Origin of the sequence: Neotabrizicola shimadae (genome assembly GCF_019623905.1) — a bacterium.
GTDB lineage: Bacteria > Pseudomonadota > Alphaproteobacteria > Rhodobacterales > Rhodobacteraceae > Neotabrizicola > Neotabrizicola shimadae.
On record NZ_CP069371.1, the window covers coordinates 20,230 to 40,220 of the forward strand.

General features: G+C 61.5%; 25 protein-coding genes. 17 read left to right on the plus strand and 8 right to left on the minus strand.

What is annotated here, in order from left to right:
• Positions 1-28: 28 nt before the first annotated feature.
• On the minus strand, positions 29-349 hold the full coding sequence (locus JO391_RS20295; RefSeq protein WP_101922833.1) for a hypothetical protein: 321 nt from the start codon (positions 347-349) through the stop codon (positions 29-31).
• A gap of 211 nt (positions 350-560) precedes the next feature.
• On the opposite strand from JO391_RS20295, the gene JO391_RS20300 reads away from it, so the two are divergent.
• The 6 genes from JO391_RS20300 (at position 561) to JO391_RS20325 (ending at position 5,674) form a co-directional block, all read left to right on the plus strand.
• Complete coding sequence (locus tag JO391_RS20300; protein WP_220664724.1) at positions 561-821, plus strand: hypothetical protein; 261 nt, start codon at positions 561-563, stop codon at positions 819-821.
• A gap of 60 nt (positions 822-881) precedes the next feature.
• On the plus strand, positions 882-1,526 hold the full coding sequence (locus JO391_RS20305) for a hypothetical protein (protein ID WP_220664725.1): 645 nt from the start codon (positions 882-884) through the stop codon (positions 1,524-1,526).
• Positions 1,527-1,742: 216 nt separating this feature from the next.
• Positions 1,743-2,588 carry a hypothetical protein gene (locus JO391_RS20310; RefSeq protein WP_220664726.1) on the plus strand — a complete coding sequence of 282 codons (846 nt, stop codon included), beginning with the start codon at positions 1,743-1,745 and terminating at the stop codon, positions 2,586-2,588.
• Between the two features lie 209 nt (positions 2,589-2,797).
• Positions 2,798-3,100, plus strand: coding sequence for an ArsR/SmtB family transcription factor (locus tag JO391_RS20315; RefSeq protein WP_220664727.1), 303 nt, complete (start codon positions 2,798-2,800; stop codon positions 3,098-3,100).
• Between the two features lie 55 nt (positions 3,101-3,155).
• Positions 3,156-4,523, plus strand: coding sequence for an NAD(P)-binding domain-containing protein (locus JO391_RS20320; protein WP_220664728.1), 1,368 nt, complete (start codon positions 3,156-3,158; stop codon positions 4,521-4,523).
• A complete protein-coding gene (locus JO391_RS20325; RefSeq protein WP_220664729.1) occupies positions 4,514-5,674 on the plus strand; it encodes an MFS transporter in 1,161 nt (386 codons plus the stop codon). Before JO391_RS20320 ends, JO391_RS20325 begins: the two co-directional genes overlap by 10 nt.
• Here the strand turns inward: JO391_RS20325 and arsJ are convergent.
• The 3 genes from arsJ to JO391_RS20340 form a co-directional block, all read right to left on the minus strand.
• Positions 5,661-6,848 carry an organoarsenical effux MFS transporter ArsJ gene (gene arsJ, locus JO391_RS20330; RefSeq protein WP_375155717.1) on the minus strand — a complete coding sequence of 396 codons (1,188 nt, stop codon included), beginning with the start codon at positions 6,846-6,848 and terminating at the stop codon, positions 5,661-5,663. The genes JO391_RS20325 and arsJ overlap by 14 nt on opposite strands.
• A gap of 80 nt (positions 6,849-6,928) precedes the next feature.
• Positions 6,929-7,936: an ArsJ-associated glyceraldehyde-3-phosphate dehydrogenase gene (locus JO391_RS20335; RefSeq protein ID WP_220664731.1), complete on the minus strand. Its 1,008-nt coding sequence runs from the start codon at positions 7,934-7,936 to the stop codon at positions 6,929-6,931.
• A 5-nt stretch (positions 7,937-7,941) separates the two neighbouring features.
• Positions 7,942-8,796, minus strand: a complete 855-nt coding sequence (locus JO391_RS20340) for a metalloregulator ArsR/SmtB family transcription factor (protein ID WP_220664732.1) — start codon at positions 8,794-8,796, stop codon at positions 7,942-7,944.
• A 140-nt stretch (positions 8,797-8,936) separates the two neighbouring features.
• On the opposite strand from JO391_RS20340, the gene JO391_RS20345 reads away from it, so the two are divergent.
• The 7 genes from JO391_RS20345 to JO391_RS20375 all read left to right on the plus strand — a co-directional run bounded on the left by JO391_RS20345 (position 8,937) and on the right by JO391_RS20375 (position 13,018).
• On the plus strand, positions 8,937-9,212 hold the full coding sequence (locus tag JO391_RS20345; protein WP_220664733.1) for an ArsR/SmtB family transcription factor: 276 nt from the start codon (positions 8,937-8,939) through the stop codon (positions 9,210-9,212).
• Entirely contained in the window at positions 9,209-10,207 is a 999-nt protein-coding gene (locus JO391_RS20350) for a permease (protein WP_220664734.1), read from the plus strand. The genes JO391_RS20345 and JO391_RS20350 overlap by 4 nt, the downstream gene beginning before the upstream one ends.
• A gap of 11 nt (positions 10,208-10,218) precedes the next feature.
• A complete protein-coding gene (locus tag JO391_RS20355; protein ID WP_220664735.1) occupies positions 10,219-10,446 on the plus strand; it encodes a thioredoxin family protein in 228 nt (75 codons plus the stop codon).
• Positions 10,443-10,847 (plus strand): OsmC family protein, encoded by a 405-nt coding sequence (locus JO391_RS20360; protein ID WP_220664736.1) that lies wholly within the window; start codon positions 10,443-10,445, stop codon positions 10,845-10,847. The genes JO391_RS20355 and JO391_RS20360 overlap by 4 nt, the downstream gene beginning before the upstream one ends.
• Positions 10,848-10,851: 4 nt before the next feature.
• Positions 10,852-11,547 carry a cation diffusion facilitator family transporter gene (locus tag JO391_RS20365; protein ID WP_220664737.1) on the plus strand — a complete coding sequence of 232 codons (696 nt, stop codon included), beginning with the start codon at positions 10,852-10,854 and terminating at the stop codon, positions 11,545-11,547.
• 51 nt (positions 11,548-11,598) lie between these two features.
• Positions 11,599-12,749, plus strand: a protein-coding gene (locus JO391_RS20370) for an IS3 family transposase (protein WP_375155715.1) whose coding sequence is annotated in 2 segments (ribosomal slippage) — positions 11,599-11,890 and positions 11,890-12,749 — 1,152 coding nt in all. Because the reading frame shifts where the segments join, the coding sequence is not laid out codon by codon here.
• A 62-nt stretch (positions 12,750-12,811) separates the two neighbouring features.
• Positions 12,812-13,018: a cation transporter dimerization domain-containing protein gene (locus JO391_RS20375; RefSeq protein WP_220664738.1), complete on the plus strand. Its 207-nt coding sequence runs from the start codon at positions 12,812-12,814 to the stop codon at positions 13,016-13,018.
• A 55-nt stretch (positions 13,019-13,073) separates the two neighbouring features.
• Here the strand turns inward: JO391_RS20375 and JO391_RS20380 are convergent, their stop codons facing one another.
• Positions 13,074-13,616: a Crp/Fnr family transcriptional regulator gene (locus JO391_RS20380; RefSeq protein ID WP_220664739.1), complete on the minus strand. Its 543-nt coding sequence runs from the start codon at positions 13,614-13,616 to the stop codon at positions 13,074-13,076.
• A gap of 58 nt (positions 13,617-13,674) precedes the next feature.
• Here JO391_RS20380 and JO391_RS20385 point away from each other — a divergent pair, with 58 nt between their 5' ends.
• Positions 13,675-14,277 (plus strand): hypothetical protein, encoded by a 603-nt coding sequence (locus tag JO391_RS20385; RefSeq protein ID WP_259444935.1) that lies wholly within the window; start codon positions 13,675-13,677, stop codon positions 14,275-14,277.
• Between the two features lie 11 nt (positions 14,278-14,288).
• Here JO391_RS20385 and arsH read toward each other — a convergent pair whose 3' ends face one another.
• From arsH to JO391_RS20400, 3 genes are read right to left on the minus strand one after another with little or no spacing between them, the layout of a single operon-like run.
• Entirely contained in the window at positions 14,289-15,005 is a 717-nt protein-coding gene (arsH, locus tag JO391_RS20390; RefSeq protein ID WP_220664740.1) for an arsenical resistance protein ArsH, read from the minus strand.
• The gene (gene arsB, locus JO391_RS20395; protein ID WP_220664741.1) at positions 15,002-16,021 is read right to left on the minus strand and encodes an ACR3 family arsenite efflux transporter; all 1,020 of its coding nucleotides are present in this window, start codon (positions 16,019-16,021) and stop codon (positions 15,002-15,004) included. Before arsB ends, arsH begins: the two co-directional genes overlap by 4 nt.
• A complete protein-coding gene (locus tag JO391_RS20400; RefSeq protein ID WP_375155716.1) occupies positions 16,018-16,356 on the minus strand; it encodes an ArsR/SmtB family transcription factor in 339 nt (112 codons plus the stop codon). The genes arsB and JO391_RS20400 overlap by 4 nt, the downstream gene beginning before the upstream one ends.
• Positions 16,357-16,474: 118 nt before the next feature.
• Here JO391_RS20400 and JO391_RS20405 point away from each other — a divergent pair, with 118 nt between their 5' ends.
• From JO391_RS20405 to JO391_RS20415, 3 genes are read left to right on the plus strand one after another with little or no spacing between them, the layout of a single operon-like run.
• Positions 16,475-17,335, plus strand: a complete 861-nt coding sequence (locus tag JO391_RS20405) for a PhnD/SsuA/transferrin family substrate-binding protein (protein ID WP_220664742.1) — start codon at positions 16,475-16,477, stop codon at positions 17,333-17,335.
• Positions 17,336-17,388: 53 nt separating this feature from the next.
• Positions 17,389-18,759 carry a sensor histidine kinase gene (locus JO391_RS20410; protein WP_259444936.1) on the plus strand — a complete coding sequence of 457 codons (1,371 nt, stop codon included), beginning with the start codon at positions 17,389-17,391 and terminating at the stop codon, positions 18,757-18,759.
• Entirely contained in the window at positions 18,752-19,960 is a 1,209-nt protein-coding gene (locus JO391_RS20415) for a sigma-54-dependent transcriptional regulator (RefSeq protein ID WP_220664744.1), read from the plus strand. The genes JO391_RS20410 and JO391_RS20415 overlap by 8 nt, the downstream gene beginning before the upstream one ends.
• Positions 19,961-19,991 lie beyond the last annotated feature (31 nt).

The window sequence follows — 19,991 nt, forward strand, 5'->3', positions numbered from 1 at the left end:
AAGCGCCAGCCCGGCGCAGTGGGTCAGATCACGAGTTAGGGTCCGCCTCCGCGTCATGGGTCCAGGTCGCCTTCTCGCCCTTCTTCAAAGGAACGGGGACCGTGGTCAGACCCAGCTCGACCGCGAAGGAGATCAGACCGGTGACGGTCTTGAACTCCCGGGGTTCGAGCCCGCGCGAGATCACCAGAAGGGCTGTCTGGTCGCCAAGGCGCAACTGGATGCGCCAGGTGCCTTGCCAGACATTGAGAACCTTCTTTGCGTCCTCGACACAGAGGGCTTCGACGATGCCGCCTTCGGTCAGGGCCTCCTTCAGTCCGGCCTGCAAGATCACCGGGGTCAAGTTCCTCATGGGTTGGCACCTTCCGAAGCAACACGCTCACGGCAGAACATAGTGCATGTCGCGCTGATGAGAAACATGTCGTCGCGCAACGTGACGGCACCACTAGCGGTAGAATCCTATTGCGTCAATAGCGGTGTTTTGCAATTCATGCACATGTTTTGAAGTTCAGGACCGGTGCATGCCCCGACGCATCCTCAGACCCATCCCCCTCGGCGCTTCCATGGTACTTCCCATGCTGGTCTTCGGGGCAGCGCAAGCGGCGACGCCACTGGATTGCCTGCCGCCGATCCCGCCCGCACCGGTCACCGATGCCGCTACGCGTATCGAGTATCGGACGGAGATCGGGCAGGAGTTCACGGCCTATTTCGATGAGGCGCAGGCCTATCTGCGCTGTCTGGATGCCGCGCGAGCAGAAGTGTCCGAAGAGATCAACCGCGCGATCCGCGACTATCAGGCGCTCGGCCCCGAGCCCGACGGTTGACCTCGCCAAATCAAGCCTCCCTGCTCCTTCCCTTCAGGCTCTTTCACAAGGAAACCAACAATGAACTCCCTACGGGCTGCCGCCGCCGTCGCAGCGACTGCCGTCTCAGTATCGATTGCGGCGCCCGCTGCCGCCTATCCCGTCGACTGCGCGATCCTTCTCTGCCTCGCAGGCAGCTGGCCGGCCTCGGCAGAATGCGCCCATGCCCGCGCCGTCTTCATCGCCCGGATCACTCCCTGGCCGGTCGAGCCGCCTCTGCAGATCTGGAACTGCCCGATGCGGGCGTCCTTGAACCGCGAGAAAGCCCCCATGGAACGACTGTTCGAGATCGCGCTGCGAGACGAGGTTGGAGCGCTCCCGCAGTCACCGGGCGGGAGCCATCCCGAGCTCTATCTGGCTCAAGACCGGGCAGACGTAGACATTTCTGATCCGGCTTATGACTTCGTGCGCTCGATCCATGTGTTCCAGATCGAGTATCGGCGCCACCGCAATAGGGACGGTGACTGCAACACCTGGTCGACAGTCCGCGAGGGCACTTACGGAGAGCAGGGCGACTTCGCCTGGGCGAGGTCCACGCCAGCCCGCGTTCCCCCCGCTTCAGCGTTCCGCCCGGGGACAAGCTGTTCCGATTACTGGTTCCGAGGCGTCTTCGTCGACTGGACCGACTACGAGGGCACCTACGGCTTCGAGGAGGTGCGCTACTGATGACCTGATCTTCCAACCTCTCCGGCACGATCGAAAGACTGAGACCCCCAGAAACAGAAACGACGCCAGACCATAGGCCCGACGCCGCACTGATTTCCTCGTGGTAGTGGGAATCTAGCGCGAGCTTTGGGTCCGTTCAACCGGCAAATGCCTTTGCTGGAACGAAATTTTGTACGCCATTCGGTCTGGTGTCTTCCCAAGACGGAAAGACACATCATGGAACTCACCACCGGTGCCATCCTGCGCCGCATTACCGAAACGCCCCTCTCCACGGCGGCACACAAGCTTGCGACGATCATCCTTGATGGGATCGCCTGGAAGGATGGCTACAACGGCCTCAAACGCGGGACAGCCGCGTTCACACTGGCGCATCTCGCTGAGAAGACGGGGGTTTCGCGGCAGCATCTGACGGCGCTCCTGGCCGAGCTCGCAGCTTCTGGCTTGGCACTGGTCCGATGGAAGCCCAATGGGAAGTTCGCACCCTGGCTTTTTCGGTTCGGAGGAAGCGAAGAGGTCAATGCTTCGCCATATGTCGTGTCAGCCTCAGGCGACACATCACTATCTAGAGAATCTAAGAACAAAACAATCTTTGCAGGAAGCATTGAGATCGGCGCAGAAACCAGTGTCCACCATACTCCTTGGGCCGAACTGATCAAGGCAGCGAAGACGGCATTGCCATGCTGGAACGTCGACACGCAGGCGATCTGGGAGCGGTTCCTTGCCTTCAACCGGGCACGTGGAAATGCCCGTGTTCCAGCTGGATACTTGCTCGGCTTCATGCGCCGCTGGCGGACCGGTTCATCAAGCATGGTTCCAACATCTTCATCAGAGCCTGAACCGTTGGCCAAAGAAGATCCCAAGATGCAGGAGCTTCATGATCTGATCCGCGCCGCGCCCTGTTCCAACCGACAGTTCCATGCATCGGATCTGTGCCGGTTGATCGGTCAGGCTGCCTACGATGCTCGTGTCCTGGACGTCGTCCGACAGTTCGGCTGCCCAAAGTTTGCTGCAATCCTCGCGGTCCACGGACGTGCCGTAATTGCAGGAGAGATTGCCAGGTAGTACGGTGAACACGGCATCGATCGTTTCAAGTGCCTGACCCTGAACCACGCTTCTGACAGTGTGCTGCACCTCGCCAAGCAAGGCATGTCGATGCGATGGAGATCAAGGACGCTCCCTTTTGTCGAACTGCTGGTCGATCAAAGGGCTAGAAAAACGTGCTTGCACTGTATTTCTATAATGCTAGAAATACCGCAGAAGGAGTAGCTTCCATGGACATCGACATTGCGGCATCTCGCCTCGCCGCTCTTGGAAACTCGACGCGCCTGCGCCTGTATCGCTTGCTTGTGCGTGCGGGCGAGACTGGGCTTTCGATGGGCCAGATTCAAGAAAAGCTGGGCATTCCTGGTTCCACGCTGTCACACCACTGCCGCGCGCTGGTTCAGGTTGATCTGATCCAGCAGGAGCGGTCCGGCACCTCACTGGTCTGCCGGACGAACTACTCTGTTATGCGCGGACTGATCGACGATCTGGCTGCCGAATGCTGTGCCGATGCCTCCGTCACGAGCAATTGAGGCCATATCCTCAGCCTCTATATTTCGATATTTCTAGCAGAAAAGGAACAGCGGAATGACAAAGACAGTTGCGATCCTTGGGGCGGGGCCGGTCGGGCTTGCCGCCGCCGCGCATGTTCTGGAGCGCGGTATGCTCCCCTTGGTTCTCGAGCAAGGCGATACCGTCGGTCACGCTGTCCGGGCCTGGGACCACGTGCCGATGTTTTCAAACTGGCGCTACAACATTGATGCGGCCGCAGTACGCAGACTGGAAGCGGCGGGCTGGAAACGACCGGTCCCGGAGGTACATCCGACCGGGGCTGATCTCTTGACAGACTACTTGGAACCGCTCGGTCGGTCACTTTCGTCGTGGCTGCGCCTTGGTCGCCGTGTCGTGGCGGTCTCGCGCGATGGGATCGACAAGGTCAAGGATGCGGGCCGTGAGCAAACGCCTTTCGTGATCGAAACCGAAGGGACGTCCGGCCCGGAATTGCTTCGCGCGGATGCCGTGATCGACGCGACCGGGACATGGTTCCAGCCGAACCCGGGCGGTGCGGGTCGCCCTGTGTCGGGCGAAACCGGCAACGCGCGGATCAGCTATGGAATGCCTGACGTGGCCGGGCAGGACAGGTCGCGCTTTGCTGGTAAGCAGGTTGCGGTGCTTGGCGGCGGGCACTCGGCCATTGGAACGCTGATCGCCCTGTCTGATCTGCCAGCTACGCAAGTGATCTGGCTTTGCCGCGCACCTACGATCACGCGGGCCTTGGGCGGCGGAGCGGCTGACCAGCTGGCCGCGCGGGGTGCCCTTGGGACGGAGCTTGCGCGGCTGGTAAAGGAAGGCCGCATCAAGCTGGAAAGCGGTTTCCGCCTTGCGTCCGTCGAAGGAGCCACCGCGATGAAAGCGACCGCGACGGATGGCCGGCAGATTGAGGTTGAAGAATTGGTGATTGCGACAGGCTTTCGGCCTGATCTCTCCATCCTTCGAGAGCTTCGGGTGTCTCTTGATGCAGGCTTGGAATGCCCGCCGGTTCTCGCCCCTCTGATTGACCCGAACCAACATTCCTGCGGCACGGTGCGGCCTCATGGGGCAATGGAACTCGCACATCCCGAACCCGAATTCTACATCGCGGGGATGAAGTCCTATGGCCGGGCGCCGACTTTCCTTTTGGCCACGGGGCATGAGCAGGTGCGTTCGATCGTTGCAGCCCTTGCCGGAGATCATGTTGCGGCAGCCCGGGTGGAACTTGACTTGCCGGAGACTGGCGTCTGCAATGGCCCAGGTCCTAAATCATTGCAGGCCGTGGCTGCAAGCTGCTGCGGAGGGCCGGCCACGAAGCGTGCTAATGCATGCTGCGCTCAGGATGAGGTGGCCAAGGAAAATGGCGCAACGGGTTGCGCTTGCGAGACCAAAGTTGAGCTGACAAAGGTCGCCGCATGCTGTTGACGCCGCCGCCCGACCGTCGCAGCTGGATCGTCACGGTGCTTGGCATCGCGCAAACGATAGGTTGGGCGTCCAGCTACTACATACCTGCCGTTCTGGCCGCACCGATGGCGGCCAGCTTCGGCCTGTCGCCTGTCTGGGTGTTCGGAGCGTTTTCCATAGCGATGGTGGTTTCGGCCACGATCGGGCCTTGGGCGGGGGCACGGATCGACCGGATCGGCGGGCGGGGCGTGCTGATGCTGTCGAACTTGATCTTTGCCGCGGGACTGGCGTTGCTGGCGGCAGCGCCTTCTCCGGTCGTGTTGTTCGCCGGTTGGGCGATCATCGGGCTTGGCATGGGCATGGGGCTCTACGAGGCGGCATTTGCCTCGTTGGCAGGCATCTACGGCAAGGAGGCACGGGGACCAATCACCGGCATTACCCTGATTGCTGGATTTGCCAGTACTGTAGGTTGGCCCCTATCAGGGCTGATGCTGGCAAGCTGGGGCTGGCGCGAGGCCTGCATTGGCTGGGCACTGATCCACCTCTTTCTTGCGCTCCCGCTGAACGCGCTTCTGCCCAGAGGAGCGCAGAAGATCACTGCCCCAATGCCAGACACGGTCGAGGGACCACCTCCCCCACGCTTAGCGCTCTGGTTGCTGGCTTTTGTCTTTGCAGCAACCTGGTTCAATTCGACTGCCATGGCCGCGCATCTGCCGGGGTTGCTGCAAGCAGCCGGGGCCAGCACGGCCGTCGCCATCGCTGCAGGCGCCCTGATCGGCCCAGCCCAGGTAGCGGCGCGTATACTGGAGTTCGGTTTGTTGCGGCGGTTCCATCCGCTGGCATCGGCCCGACTGGCGGCATCGGCCCATCCGCTGGCTGCGGTATGCCTTGTGGTTTTCGGTGGCCCCGCTGCCTATGGATTTGCCATATTGCACGGGGCTGGCAACGGTATCCTGACCATTGCCAAAGGCACCTTGCCGCTCGCCCTATTTGGGGCGGCTGGCTATGGCGCGCGTCTTGGTTGGCTCAATGCGCCAGCCCGTTTGCTCCAAGCTGCCGCTCCGCTTATCTTCGGTGCGGCGTTGGCGACTTGGGGTTTGCAAGCGATTTGGCTGACCGCAATGGTCGGTGTGCTGGCTACAGCGGCGCTGTTCCTGCTCAGGCGGAACTGAGCCTGCGTGCCGCCAGCCAGCTTGCAAGAGCCATGACGCCAGCGGTGGCAAGGCAGAGAGGCAGCCCGCCAATCTGGTAGCTGAGGCCCGAGAGCAACGTGCCGATCAGGCGCCCTGCGGCGTTGGCCATGTAGTAAAAGCCCACATCCCGCGTGATCCGTTCCGCCGATCCGAAGGCGAGGATCAGGTAAGAATGAACAGAGGAATTTACCGCAAAGACAAAGCCGAACAGCAGCAACCCGCCGATCAGCGTGGCCGTCAGCCATGGCGCGGGTCCTTCTGCCGCCCATGCCGCCCCGGCCAAGAGGAACGGGATCGGCACCAGAAGTCCGGCCCAGAGAATGGCCTTGCGGGTCGTCTCGGCCTCGGGTTGCCCTTTGCCACCCAGAAGCCGTGGGGCAAATGCCTGCACCGCGCCATAGGCGATGATCCAGAGCGCAAGGAAGCTGCCGATCAGGAAGAATGCCTCGCGCCGCCCTTCGGCGGTACCGTCGGATAGCACAGATTGGAAATAAACCGGGATGCCAACGACGAACCACACATCGCGCGCACCGAACAGGAACATGCGGGCGAGGCTCAGACGGTTCACCCGTGCGTCTTTCGACCGCCAGCCGCCCCAGGCCTCTTCGGATTTCATCCGTCCGGGCAAGCCCGCTGGCAAGAACAGAACAACCGCAATCAGGATGACCGCAAGCACCGCAGCCATGCCCCAGACCGCTATCTGAAACCCTGCCAACGCCAAAAGCACCGCGCCAAGAAAGAAGCCCAGCCCCTTCACGGCATTCTTCGACCCGGTCAGCAACGCCACCCAGCGGAAGAGGCCACCGTCCTCCTTGGGCGCAAGCAGTTTCACGGCGGATTTCGAAGACATCTTGGCCAGATCCTTGGCCACGCCTGACACGCCCTGAACGGCCATGACAAAGGCGACCGAGGCGGCAACACCCCACGATGGGTCAAGCTGGGCAAGCGCCACCAGCGCCCCAATCTGTAAGGCAAGCCCGCCGTACAGCGTTGCAGCCAGCCCGAAGCGCGCGGCCAGCCAGCCTGCCGCAAGGTTGGTCACGATGCCCGCCACCTCATAAAGCAGGAACAGCCACGCAAGTTGTACCGGCGTGAAGCCAAGGCTGTTGAAGTGGAGCAGCACCAGCATACGCAGCGCGCCGTCGGACAGCATGAAGGCCCAGTAAGCCGCTGTAACGGCAGCATAAGCGCGCAACGGGTTCGGCGGCGGGGCGGCCGTGGTCACGGCTTCGGTCACAGCGACCCCGCGACCATCCGCGCGATGTCGGCGAGGCGGCAGGAATAGCCCCACTCGTTGTCATACCAGGCGTAGATTTTCACCTGCGTGCCATTGATGACCATGGTCGACAGCGCATCGATAATGGATGACCGCGGATCGTTGGTGAAGTCGCATGACACCAGGGGGCGCGTCTCATACCCCAGAATGCCATTCAGCAGCCCCTCTGAGGCAGCCTTGAACAGGGCGTTCACTTCCTCGACTGTCGTCGCCCGCTCTACCTCGAACACGCAATCGGTCAGCGAGGCGTTCAAGAGCGGCACCCGCACGGCATGACCGTTCAGCCGGCCCTTCAGTTCGGGGTAGATCAGGGTGATTGCCGTGGCGCTGCCTGTTGTGGTGGGGATCAGGTTCAAAAGTGCGGACCGCGCACGGCGCATGTCCTTGGCCGGGCGGTCCACGATGGTCTGGGTGTTGGTGACATCATGGATCGTGGTGATCGATCCATGGCGGATGCCAAGCGCCTCGTGGATCACCTTGACCACGGGGGCGAGGCAGTTCGTCGTGCAGGAGGCCGCAGTGACCAGTGTCTGCGAGCCATCGTAAAGGTGATGATTGACGCCATAGACCAGGTTCAGCGCGCCACCATCCTTGACCGGGGCCGAGACGACCACTTTCTTGACCCCGGCGGCATAGTAAGGTGCCACCTTTGCGGCGGTCTTGAAGACCCCCGTGCAGTCGATGACCAGATCAACGCCCAGTTCCGCCAGCGGCAGTGCTTCGATAGTCTTCTCATGCGTTAGCCGGATAGTCTGGCCGTTCAGAACCAGTGCTCCTTCACCGGCCGCGACCGGCGTGCGCCAGCGGCCATGGACGGAGTCGAATTCCATCAGCAGGGCGTGCTGTTCGGCATCGCCGACGGGGTCGTTCAAGAGGACAATGTCGCCCCCCGCGCCAGTGTCGATCAGATCGCGCAGGACAAGCTTTCCAATGCGGCCAAGGCCGTTAAGGGCGATGCGGGTCATGAGGGTCAGGCCTTTGCTTTGCTGTCAGTGCCGATAGCATCAACACGAGATTGGAGTGACATCCGGCTGAGCGACTCAAAAGGCAGCTCGACGAAGGTCATGATGCGGCGCCGCAGACCGGCGTAGGTCTGGGCAAAGACAAGAGCTTTCTCAGCGTCCGTTCCCGTTGCTTTCACCGGGTCTGGCAAGCCCCAATGGCCGGTGATGGGCTGACCCGGCCAGGGCGGACATTCCTCGGCCGCCGCTGTGTCGCAGACGGTGAAGACGAAATCCATCACGATCGCGCCGGGCTGTTGGAACTCCGAGATGTGCTTGGATCGCAGTAACGAGGTGTCATGGCCGTTGCGCTTCAGGATTTCCAGCGCGAAGGGGTTCAACTCGGTGTTGGGGCGCGTTCCGGCAGAAAAGGCCTGGAACTTGCCCTTCCCCAGATCGCGGAGCAAAGCCTCTGCAAAGATCGAGCGGGCCGAGTTGCCTGAGCAGATGAAAAGCACGTCGAAGTCGGTGTCGGGGATATTCGGGTCCATTTGGGCGGCGTCCTTTGGTGGAAAGAGCAAGGGGGCAAGAAGATCGGGCCGGGCACGACCCACATCGAGGGCGAGGTAGCCAATCAATCCTTCGGTCGTGTCCAGATCGACGGCGTAATACAGGGACCGGCCAACCCGCGTGACCTGCACGAGGCCAGACGCCGTCAGGTCTGCCAGGTGGTGCGACAGCGTGTTCTGTTTCATCCCGAGCGCCTCGGCGATCTCGGTTGGCCGCACGCCCTGCGGGGCGAAGCGCATCAAGAGACGAAAGACAGCCATCCGACCGGGATGGCCGAGGGTGGCAAATGCGTGAGTGGCGCGATTCTGTTCCATAATTCCCGATTAAAGGAAGTAAAAGAGTGCGTCCAATGAAGGTTTCATGACAACCCGAGTCGGAATGCCTGGTTGATTGATCCAGATCACAGCGGACATCGCCCGCTTATGCGCAGATGCGCATGAAGTGGAGTTCCCTGATGATCGTCTCAGTCCTTTCCGCCCTTGCCGAACCAACCCGTCTTGAGGCGATCCGTCTCCTGTCGGACGGCTCGGAGCATTGCGTCTGCGAACTCATGCGCAAGTTGGGCGCGACGCAAAGCCGGATGTCGCGGCACATGCAGGTGTTGAAGCAGGCGGGGCTGGTAGTAGACCGGCGGGATGCGCAATGGGTGCGCTACCGGATCAGGACTGATCTGCCGCCGCATCTACGCGCGCTGTTAACGGCGGCGTTGGTCGAAGAGGTGATGGCATGAACCTCTTCACCTGGATGAACGACCAGCTTTTGCGGATGCTGTGGCTGTCCGATCTGGTGACAGCCGGGGTTGAGGCGATCGGGCTGGACCCGGCCTCGCGCATTGGCGGCTCGGTGCAGTTCTTTGTCTATGACGTGATCAAGATCTTCATCCTGCTTTCGGTGCTGATCTTCGTCATCTCCTATGTGCAAAGCTATTTCCCGCCCGAACGCACGCGGCGCATCCTTGGCGGTCGGTCGGGGATCGGCGCAAACATCCTTGGCGCGCTTCTGGGCACCATCACGCCGTTCTGCTCCTGCTCCTCCATCCCGTTGTTCATCGGCTTTACCGCTGCCGGTTTGCCGCTTGGGGTGACGTTCTCATTCCTGATTTCTTCACCGCTCGTGGACATGGCCTCAGTCATCCTGCTCGCGTCGATCTTCAGCTGGCCCATCGCGCTGGCCTATGTCGGCGTAGGCCTCTTGGTGGCTATCATCGGCGGCACGATCATCGGCAAGCTGGGGATGGAGGATCAGGTCGCCGCCTTCGTTCGCAACGTGCCGGTCACGGATGCGGATGAGACGTTGAGCCGGGCCGAGCGCGTGGCCTTCGCCCGCGACCAGGTGCTCGATATCATCCACAAGGTCTGGCCCTATGTGCTGATCGGGGTCGGCATTGGTGCGGCCATCCACAACTGGGTTCCCGCAGAAACCATCAGTGCGTTGCTGGGGCAAGACAAATGGTGGGCGGTGCCGGTAGCTACGCTGATAGGCATCCCAATGTACGCCGACATCTTCGGCACCCTACCGATTGCCGAGGCATTGGTGGGTAAAGGCGTGGGTCTGGGCACCGTTCTGGCCTTCATGATGGCGGTGACGGCGCTGTCGCTGCCCTCGCTGATCATGCTCAAACGCGTGGTCAAGCTGCCGCTACTGGCCACGTTCACCGGCGTGGTGACCGTGGGCATCCTTACCATCGGCTTCACCTTCAACGCCATCACTCACTGGTTCATCTGATAGGACAGATCATGATCATCAAGATCCTCGGCTCAGGCTGCAAGAAATGCGTGACATTGGGCGAGAACGCCAAGGCCGCAGCTGTTGCGGCGGGCAAGGACGCCCAGATCGTCAAGGTCACCGACTTTGCCGAAATCGCAGCCTATGGCATCATGTCCACGCCCGGCCTGGTCGTGGATGAAAAAGTGCTGTCCGCGGGCAAGGTGCTGACCGCCGAAGAAATCGGACGCCTGCTGTGACGGAGTATCGTGTATCTGCCCGCCGCATCGACAGCCACGGCAGCATTGCGGTGGCTAAGGAGGCCGAGATGGTGCTGGACACCGACATGGCCGGGCGGCGTGATGCGATGAACCCGGTCGAACTGCTGCTGTCAGCCCTTGCCGCCTGCATGCTGAAAGGGATCGAGCGGGTGACACCGATGCTGGCCTTCCAGATCGAGGGTGCAGAGGTTGCGTTGGAGGCGATCCGCCAGGACGCGCCACCCAAGCTGACGCTGATCCGCTATCAGATCACCGTGGACAGTCCCGAGACGGATCAGCGGTTGGAACTCTTGCATCGCAACATCCTGAAATACGGCACCATCTCGAACACGCTGTCCGGGGCGGTGCCAATGGAAGGCACGTTGACCCGAAAGGTCTGACCAAATGGCCCACGATCATGACCACAGCCCGTCCGCCGATCTTGGTCCTGCGTTCCGCTGGGCCGTTGGCCTGAACGCGGCCTACGTTCTCGTGGAAGGTTCTGCGGGCTGGATTACGGGATCGCTCGCCCTTTTGGCCGACGCGGCGCACAACCTGACGGATGTGGCCGGGCTACTGATCGCCTGGGGGGCTGCGGTGCTGGCCAAGCGGGTGGTGACGGCGCGGCATACCTGGGGTCTGGGGCGGGCCACGATCCTTGCAGCGCTGTTCAACGCCATCGCCATTCTGGTGGGTGTCGGTGCGGTGACTTGGGAGGCGGTGCAGCGGCTGTCTGACCCAGTCGCCGTGCCCGGCCTGACGGTGATGCTGGTCGCCCTGATCGGGATCGGGGTGAACACCGGCTCTGCGCTCTTGTTCATGTCTTCGCGCAAGGGCGATCTGAACGCGAAGGGCGCGTTCCTGCACATGGCGGCAGATGCGGCGGTTTCGGGCGCCGTGGTGCTGGCGGCGGCCGGGATCATGTTCACCGGATGGGATTGGCTTGACTCTGCCGTGGCCATCGCGGTCAGCCTGCTGATCGCTGTCACCGCAGCCGGATTGTTCCGTGAAGCCCTGCACCTAAGCCTTGACGGGGTACCGTTCGAGATTGACCGTGCCGCCATTGCCGATTTGAGCTACCCCCTGAAAATCGGACAGTGACGGAAGCTACGATCTGAGGTCTGCTGATCCCCAATTCGAGGGGATCAGAATATGTCGAAACGCAGGAACCATGATGCGGCGTTCAAGGCCCGTGTTGCGCTGGAGGCGCTGAAGGGCGAGCGGACGGTTTCGGAATTGGCGACCGCTTATGAGGTCCACCCGACGATGATCCACCAGTGGAAGAAGGCGCTGCTGGAAGGTGCCGCAGGCATCTTCGAGCGTGGCGGTCAGGCGGCGGCCACCGCCGAGATTGCTGAGGAAACTGTCCGTGATCTGCATGCCAAGATCGGAGAGCTGGCGGTCGCCAACGATTTTTTGTCACGAAAGCTCAAGCCCTGGACCGGGAAGTGAGGCGTGGCATGATTGAGCGAACCCACCCCCAGTTGTCGGTCGGGGAGCAATGCCGCCTGCTGTCGATCTCGCGGTCGTCGTTTTACTATGCACCGCAGGGCGAGACGGCGATGAACCTTGACCTGATGTTGAAGGTCGACAAGCAGTTTCTGGACACGCCGTTCTACGGCGTCCGGCAAATGACATGGCACCTGCAGAACGAGGGTCATGCCGTGAATGAGAAGCGCATCCGGCGACTGATGCGCCTTATGCGACTGATGCCGATCTACCAAAAACCCAATACCAGCAAGCCTGCGAAGGGCCACACGACCTACCCCTACCTGCTGGGCGGGCTGCGGATTGATCGTCCCAATCAAGTCTGGTGCGCCGACATCACATATCTGCCGATGCGCAAAGGGTTCCTTTATCTGGTGGCCATCATGGACTGGTTCACGCGCAAGGTGCTGGCCTGGCGTATCTCGAATACGCTGGAGGCAGACTTCTGCGTGGAGGCGCTGAACGATGCCATCCACAAGTTCGGCCCGCCCGAGATCATGAATACCGACCAGGGCAGCCAGTTCACATCCTTCGACTGGACGGATCGCTTGAAGCGGGCCAAGATCAAGATATCAATGGACGGCAAAGCCCGGTATCTGGACAACATCTTCATCGAGCGTCTCTGGCGGTCCCTGAAATACGAATGCGTCTATCTGCACGCCTGGGAAACTGGGTCACAGACCCGGGCTGGCGTCGGACGCTGGATCACCTTCTACAACCACCTTCGGCCCCATGCCGCCCATGGCGGTCAACCGCCCGCTATGGTCTACTTCAACGCAACCAAAACCGATCAGCAGGTGCAGGCCGTAGCTTAAATCAACACGGAAACTGTCCAAGACTTGGGGAGTAGCTCAATTGGCTGGGGCGACAGGACGGTGTGCAAAGCCTGCACGATTTGCACATCTGGCCGCTGTCCACCACGCGCACCGCGCTGGCCGTGCATCTGGTCTGGCAGGGCTCCGACCCCGACGCCTTCCTTGATCGGGTGACGGATGCCTTAGCCAAGACGCATGGCATCGCTAATGTCACCTTGCAACTGGAGCGCAACCCCTGCGACAGGGCGCATGCCGATTTTTCATCCTGATTGGGCAACTGCATCCGGCATCAGATCCTGGCGACGGCGACACCGATTTCGCACTCTAACCAGCGTCTTGTCGTTTTGACAATTCGCGGTAAAGCGCCTCTCGGGTGACGCCCAACGTCTCGGCTAGTGTGGACCATTGGCCCTTGGGCGGCAGGGCTTTACCACCGGCCAGCCAAGCCTCCAGCCGTTCTTCGACCGTGCGCATGGAACGGATGGCCGCGTTCAGACGTGATCCTTGCAAGCCATGTGCCAAACTTGCCGCCCAAGCCTTTGCCCAATCAGGGCTGGCATCCAGCCGGGCGCGAAACGTTCCCAAGGCAATGGACTGCACTTGCGCAGGGCAGGCTGCGGTTCCGTCGCAGTGATAGGCATTCGAATAGGCGGAGGCCTCGGCCAGAACAGCCCCGGTTCCCGCGCGGTGAAGCAGAATGCGCAGGCCGGATTGGGTGTGGCGGATCAGATCAACCTGACCTTCGGTGACCAGAAACATCGAACGAACCGGCGCTCCGGTCAGAAACAGGGACTCATCCCGGGCCAAGGTCCGGGAAAAACCGCCGTCGAAAAGGGGGAAAAGATCATCTGGCATGATCGCGATCATATGCTCCTGTGGTGTGATCTGTCATGGGTTTGTGCAATGACGAAGTGGAGCGTGTGGAATGGCGATACTGAACAGCAAGGGGCGCAAGGCGGCGGCTGCACTGGTGGTGGTTGCGGTGCTGGCAGGTGGCGCGATCTATCTGCGCGGCCCCGCCATGGCGCAGATGATGGGCCATATGCACGGCGGGCAGCATGGGCACGGCATGGACGGCACCGGCCATGACGAGGTCAACATGCCCGGCTTGCGGGGCGAAAACGCCAGCCCTGAAGAAAGTGCCGAACTTGGGGTGATGTTTCGCAATTTTGAGTCCTTCACCCGCGAAGTGACCAACCTGCCCGACGGCATCCGCACCGTCACAAGGTCTTCTGACCCCAAGGTGATGGCCAATCTGGTCAGCCATGTAACTGGCATGATCGGCCGGGTTGAAAACCTGGATGATCCGAAAATCTTCATCCAAAGCCCGACGCTGGACATCTTTTTTCAACGCGGCGACAAGATCACCTCGGAAATCGAGGTCACCGACGAGGGCATTGTGGTCGTTCAGACCTCGACCGATCCCGAAGTGGTAACCGCCTTGCAGGTTCATGCCGCCGAGGTCTCGGACATGGCTGCGCGCGGCATGCTGGCGGTGCATGAGAAGATGATGCAGCAGGGCGGCTGACCCATCTCGGGTCAAGTCGCGGCCGACAGGTTCACCCGCTTCATCAACGCCTCAGCGCTTTCCTTGCGTTCGGAATAGCGGTCGACAAGGTAATCCGCCCGGTCCCGGGTCAGCAGGGTGAACTTCATCAGCTCCTCCATGACATCGACAATCCGATCGTAGAGCGGCGAAGGGTGCATCCTGCCTTCGGCGTCGAACTCCTGAAACGCTTTCGGGATCGAGGATTGGTTGGGAATGGTGATCAGTCGCATCCAGCGCCCCAGAATGCGCATCTGGTTGACCGCGTTGAAGCTTTGGGACCCGCCCGAGACCTGCATCACCGCCAGTGTCTTGCCTTGGGTTGGACGCACCGCACCGTCGGAAAGCGGAATCCAGTCGATCTGCGTCTTCATCAGTCCGGTCATCGCGCCGTGACGTTCGGGCGAGGACCACACCATTCCCTCGCTCCATGCCACCAAATCGCGCAACTCGCGGACCTTGGGGTGCGTCGCGTTCACACCGTCATCGACAAGCGGCAGGCCGGACGGGTTGAAGAACCGCACCTCCGCCCCAAGCCGCGTCAGGATGCGCCCGGCCTCCTCACCCGATAGTCGGCTGAAACTGCGCGGGCGAAGCGAGCCATAGAGGATCAGGATGCGCGGGGCATGAGTTTTGTGCTGCGGGGTCATCAGCGCCGCCTCGTCAATGCCCGTTAACAGCGCGTCTTCGATATTGGGCGTATCGGTCATTCTGGGAACCTGTCGCGGGTGCGGTTGGCAAAGGCTACGAGCGACAGCATCACCGGCACTTCGACAAGGACGCCGACCACCGTGGCCAACGCAGCACCGGAGTTGAGACCGAAAAGGCCGATGGCCACTGCCACGGCCAACTCAAAGAAGTTCGACGTCCCGATCAGCGCGCAAGGAGCCGCCACCCTGTGCGGCAGCTTCCACGCAAAAGCCCAAGCATACCCGAGCGCGAAGATGCCATAGGACTGAATGATGATCGGCACGGCGATCAGGGCAATCAGCAGGGGCTCTGCGATGATCACCGGCCCTTGGAACCCGAACAGAAGCACTACAGTCAGGAGGAGCCCGAGAACTGAGGCTGGCTTGATCCGGGTGTTAAAGGCGCTGACGGCCGCCTCACCCCCGCGCAACATCAGGGCGCGCCGCGTGAGTGCCCCAGCGATCAGTGGGATGACAATGTAGAGAACGACGGACAAGATCAGCGTCTCCCAAGGGACGTTGATATCGGTCACTCCCAAGAGGAAGGCCACGATGGGAGCGAAGGCCACCACCATGACGAGGTCATTCACACTGACCTGCACCAGCGTGTAGTTCGGGTCGCCCTCGGTCAGCTGCGACCAGATAAAGACCATCGCGGTGCAGGGGGCTGCGCCCAAGAGGATCAGGCCTGCAATGTATTCCGGGGCCTTAGCCGGGTCGATTAGACCAGCAAAGAGGTGGTTGAAGAACAGCACGCCAAGGGCGGCCATGGTGAACGGCTTGATCAGCCAATTGATGACCAGCGTGATGACCAGCCCCTTTGGCCTGCGTCCGACGTCCTTCAGCGACCCGAAGTCGATGGCGATCATCATCGGATATACCATCGCCCAGATGAGTATCGCCACGACAAGATTGACCGAGGCGTATTCAAGACCGGCCAGGGCAGCGAACAGTTCGGGCATCAGGTTGCCCAAGAGCAGGCCCGCAAGAATGCACAGGGCGACCCAAAGGGTCAGCCAGCGTTCGAAGAGACTCATGCGTTTTCCCTCGCACCTGGAATGCAGCAGGCTCCATTGGGTGGTGGGGTCAGGCCCATGATCAGTTCGGCAAGCGGGGCGAGTGCGGCCGGGTTCAGCGCGTAGCAGACCCGCGGTCCGTCAATCTCGCCGGTGATCACGCCCGCAGCCTTCAAGATGCGGAGATGCTCTGACACCGTCGATTGCGCCAGACCGACCGCCCCGACGATCTCGCCGCCAATACATCCGGGCGTCGCCTGAAGCAGGCGGAGGATCCGGATACGTGCCGGATGCGCAAGCGCTTTCGCCAAAGCGGCGGTGGTCGTTTCGTCTGTTGCCATCTTGACGCTTTCCAAGCCGATCCGTTTCCGTATATCGTCGATTTACGATTTCGTGCGCCATAGGACAAGCTTGTTCAAGGATGCAGGACATCAAAGTTGGTGCGAGGGGAGACGCGCCGCGAGGAGGACAGAGATGCAGAGCACACGCCGCGCGGTGCTTTTTGGTGCGGCTGCCGTGGCCGCGCCTTTCGTTATTACAAGAGGCTGGGCTCAAGGCCCCGCGCCCTTCAAGTTTGCCCTTACGCCAGTCTTCCTCGACAATGACGCCGCAGTCATCGATGCCCTCCGGCTGGCTTTATCGCAAGGCATGGGACAAGAGATCGAGCTCGTCCAGCGCCGAACCTATCAGGAGATTTCTGGCGCCCTGCTCGACGGCTCTGTCGATGCCGCCTGGACCTGCGGTTTTCCTTATCTTCAGCATCGGATCGAACTTTCGCTGCTCGGCGTACCGGTCTGGAGAGGACAGCCGCTCTATCAATCCTACCTGATCGTCGGCAAGGACGACGCAGCAACGACCTTGTCAGATCTGCGTGGTGCTGCGCACGCCTTCTCAGATCCTGACAGCAATTCCGGTTTTCTCGTCACGGCGTCCGACCTCGCCCGCGACCACCAAACGCCTGAGGAGTTCTTTTCCAGGGTGATCTTCACCTATGGCCACCGCAACGTTGTTCGTTCCGTCGCGGGAGGCCTGACGAGATCCGGCAGCGTGGACGGCTATGTGTGGGAAGCCCTCAGCGTGGCAGAGCCGGAGCTGACTGCCCAAACCAAGGTCATCGCCCGCTCGGAATGGCTGGGTTTCCCCCCAATGGTCGCGCGGAAGGATCGCATGGACGACCCGTCCGTTCAGGCGTGCCGGACTGCCCTTTTGGCTCTCTCGGACAATCCACTCGGCAAGCAGGCGCTGAAGCTTCTGAGCCTTGACGGGATTATTCCGGGGGAAGATGCGCTGTTCGACGGGATCGCTGCCCGCATGGCAATCTTGGCGGACGGATGAGAGCCGCGCCCCGCTTTCGCGATCTGCCCGTAACTTTGCGCGTGCCACTTGTGATGGCCGGCCTGATGGTGCTGTTGGGTTTTCTTGCGAGCCAAAGCGTCCTTTCGGCTTTGGGCCGCGTACAGGATGCGCGTCTGTCAGAGACCGCGCGGCTGCATGTCGAAGGCTTGTCCGTTGCCCTTGGGCCCTCCGTTTTGCGGCAGGATGTCTGGGAGGTATATGACATTCTGGACCGGGCCCGCTCTGCCTATGATGGTCAACGCCTGCTGCTGTCGATCGTGGCGGACGAGCGCGGGCGCATCCTTGCCGCAACCGATCCGCGACGTGCACCAGTAGGGGAAGCTGTTGTGGGCTTCGAGGTCAACGCGGTGCCACCGGACGCCATCCGGATGACCGGTGACTCCACGCTTCGGGTTATGGCACCGCTCCTCTTTCAGGGACGCCAGATCGGTCAGATCGTGACCGAGCTTGATGTGACTGACCTGCTGACCGAGCGTCGGAATGTCTCGATGTGGCTCTTGTTCGGAAACGCGGCTGCAACTGCCGTTCTCGCATTCGGCGGCTGGCTGGCGGTTGCCCGGATCCTGCGACCAGTCGGCACGTTGGTGCTGGCGATGGACGATTCCCAAGGCGCACCCCGCCCGATTTCTGAGGCGGATATTCCCAGAGGCGACCCCGGCCTGTCGCGTCTGATCCTCACGTACAACCGGATGACCACGGCAGTCGAAAGCCGCGCCGAGGCCGAGCGTCGCCTTGCCAAGCGTGAGCGCTTCGTCAGCCTCGGGCGCCTTTCGTCGTCGCTGGCGCATGAGGTGAACAACCCACTTGGAGGTCTCCTCAATGCAGCCGACACGATTCGGACCTATTCGGACCGTCCGGAGGTTGTGCGCCAATCCGCAGAACTGATGCTACGTGGGTTGTCGCATTTGCGAGACGTCACCCGCGCGATTCTTGATGAGAACCGACTAGACCGCATTGGCCAAGCGCTTCGCCGCGAAGACATGGAAGACCTCAGGCTTCTCTTCGAGCCGGAAGTATCCAGCCGAGCGCAATCTCTGAACTGGAAAGTGGAAGCGGGTCTGGATGAGTTGGCAAGGTTTCCGGCCGCGCCCTTGCGTCAGGTGGTGCTGAACCTCCTTCTCAACGCGGGCGCTGCGGCGGGACAGAATGGCATTGTGGGTCTATCCGTAGCTGCGGAACAGGACAGTCTTGCCATTGAGATTACAGACAGTGGTCCTGGCTTGGGTCAGGCCGATCTTGACCGATTGCTGGCATCAGGCCCCCTGCCACCCGGCGGCGGCGTAGGCCTGCGCCTCGTGCACGATCTGGTGTCCGGGCTCGGGGGGGAAATCCAGCACGAGCGCAAGGATGCCCGGACACACGTCCGCGTCACTTTGCCGATGAAGGACAGTAGCGATGCTTGAAGGCAGACGCATTGTCCTGGTCGAGGACGACGAAATCATGGGGGCATCGCTCGTGCAGCGTCTGGAGCTGGAGGGCGCCGAGGTTCACTGGCACCGCCATATCCTGCGCGCCCTGCCCGCGATCCGTACGCCCAGAAAGCCGGTCGATGCCGTTATCTGCGATATCCGGCTGCCAGATGGAACGGGCGAAGACCTCTACGAGACCCTGACAAGGACCGGACACCCACCGCCGTTCCTGTTCATCACGGGACAGGGGTCAATTGATCAGGCGGTGCGTCTGATCCGGTCCGGCGCGTTGGATTACATCGCCAAGCCCTTCGACATCGGCCAGTTCCTGACCCGCCTGACCCAGGTGATGCAGCCGCGCGCCGATCAGGAAATGCCCCCCGAAACCGGAATTTCCGACGCAGCCCGAGCAGTCGACCGACAAGTGAGCGATGCGGCAGGCCGCGCTTCACCTGTTCTCCTGCGGGGTGGCCCAGGGCTTGGTAAACTCCGGCTTGCTCGGCGCATTCACGATCATTCCGACCGACGCGCCGCCCCTGCAATCATCCTCGACGCCTTGGCAGGGCCAGTTGAAAACGAGACGCTCGCTCGGGCCATCGTCGATGTCGGTGAGGGAAGCCTGATCATTGTCGGCATTGGTCGCCTCCCTTCGGATTGCCAAGACCTCCTGCTGGCCAGACTCAGAGAAAGAGACTTCCGGCTCATCGCGACAGCTGGGTTGCGACTTGAGGAAAAGGGGGCTGATCATTTTCGGTCCGACCTTCAGTCGCTCCTTACGTCCCATGAAATTGTCATCCCGGCTCTGGCCGAGCGGCCGGAAGATGCCGTCTGGCTTGCGGCCCGGCTTTTTCCCGCGATGAATGCCCGCAGGGCAAGTCCGCTGACCGGGATTGCCGCTTCCGCAGAAGAGACCATCCGGGCGCATGAGTGGCCAGGCAATGGTCGCGAGCTGCGCGCCAGATTGCTGCGCGCTGTCGAGGCTGCAGTTGGTGATCTTGTGCTGACATCGGACCTGTTTCCAGAGCGCGCCGGAGATGCCGGGCTACGATCCCTTGCCGAGGTGCGAGATGCGGCCGAGCGGTCACAGATCGCGGCCGCACTGGAGAGAACCGGGGGCCAGGTCGGCGAGGCGGCAAAGCTTCTGCGGGTCTCCCGGACCACGCTGTGGGAGAAGATGCAGAAGCTTGGTCTTTGACTGGGCAAGCGCCTGACTTCTGGTCATTGGC

What these genes read in the sequence shown, in the direction of transcription:
- JO391_RS20335 (WP_220664731.1), bottom strand. Translation starts at nt 7,936, where the DNA reads ATGACCCGCATCGCCCTTAACGGCCTTGGCCGCATTGGAAAGCTTGTC.
- JO391_RS20350 (WP_220664734.1), top strand. Translation starts at nt 9,209, where the DNA reads ATGAACCTCTTCACCTGGATGAACGACCAGCTTTTGCGGATGCTGTGG.
- JO391_RS20320 (WP_220664728.1), top strand. Translation starts at nt 3,156, where the DNA reads ATGACAAAGACAGTTGCGATCCTTGGGGCGGGGCCGGTCGGGCTTGCC.
- JO391_RS20295 (WP_101922833.1), bottom strand. Translation starts at nt 349, where the DNA reads ATGAGGAACTTGACCCCGGTGATCTTGCAGGCCGGACTGAAGGAGGCC.
- arsJ (WP_375155717.1), bottom strand. Translation starts at nt 6,848, where the DNA reads ATGCTGTCCGACGGCGCGCTGCGTATGCTGGTGCTGCTCCACTTCAAC.
- arsB (WP_220664741.1), bottom strand. Translation starts at nt 16,021, where the DNA reads ATGAGTCTCTTCGAACGCTGGCTGACCCTTTGGGTCGCCCTGTGCATT.
- JO391_RS20355 (WP_220664735.1), top strand. Translation starts at nt 10,219, where the DNA reads ATGATCATCAAGATCCTCGGCTCAGGCTGCAAGAAATGCGTGACATTG.
- JO391_RS20310 (WP_220664726.1), top strand. Translation starts at nt 1,743, where the DNA reads ATGGAACTCACCACCGGTGCCATCCTGCGCCGCATTACCGAAACGCCC.
- JO391_RS20305 (WP_220664725.1), top strand. Translation starts at nt 882, where the DNA reads ATGAACTCCCTACGGGCTGCCGCCGCCGTCGCAGCGACTGCCGTCTCA.
- JO391_RS20405 (WP_220664742.1), top strand. Translation starts at nt 16,475, where the DNA reads ATGCAGAGCACACGCCGCGCGGTGCTTTTTGGTGCGGCTGCCGTGGCC.
- JO391_RS20415 (WP_220664744.1), top strand. Translation starts at nt 18,752, where the DNA reads ATGCTTGAAGGCAGACGCATTGTCCTGGTCGAGGACGACGAAATCATG.
- JO391_RS20315 (WP_220664727.1), top strand. Translation starts at nt 2,798, where the DNA reads ATGGACATCGACATTGCGGCATCTCGCCTCGCCGCTCTTGGAAACTCG.
- arsH (WP_220664740.1), bottom strand. Translation starts at nt 15,005, where the DNA reads ATGACCGATACGCCCAATATCGAAGACGCGCTGTTAACGGGCATTGAC.
- JO391_RS20365 (WP_220664737.1), top strand. Translation starts at nt 10,852, where the DNA reads ATGGCCCACGATCATGACCACAGCCCGTCCGCCGATCTTGGTCCTGCG.
- JO391_RS20340 (WP_220664732.1), bottom strand. Translation starts at nt 8,796, where the DNA reads ATGGAACAGAATCGCGCCACTCACGCATTTGCCACCCTCGGCCATCCC.
- JO391_RS20325 (WP_220664729.1), top strand. Translation starts at nt 4,514, where the DNA reads ATGCTGTTGACGCCGCCGCCCGACCGTCGCAGCTGGATCGTCACGGTG.
- JO391_RS20345 (WP_220664733.1), top strand. Translation starts at nt 8,937, where the DNA reads ATGATCGTCTCAGTCCTTTCCGCCCTTGCCGAACCAACCCGTCTTGAG.
- JO391_RS20385 (WP_259444935.1), top strand. Translation starts at nt 13,675, where the DNA reads ATGGCGATACTGAACAGCAAGGGGCGCAAGGCGGCGGCTGCACTGGTG.
- JO391_RS20300 (WP_220664724.1), top strand. Translation starts at nt 561, where the DNA reads ATGGTACTTCCCATGCTGGTCTTCGGGGCAGCGCAAGCGGCGACGCCA.
- JO391_RS20380 (WP_220664739.1), bottom strand. Translation starts at nt 13,616, where the DNA reads ATGATCGCGATCATGCCAGATGATCTTTTCCCCCTTTTCGACGGCGGT.
- JO391_RS20410 (WP_259444936.1), top strand. Translation starts at nt 17,389, where the DNA reads ATGGCCGGCCTGATGGTGCTGTTGGGTTTTCTTGCGAGCCAAAGCGTC.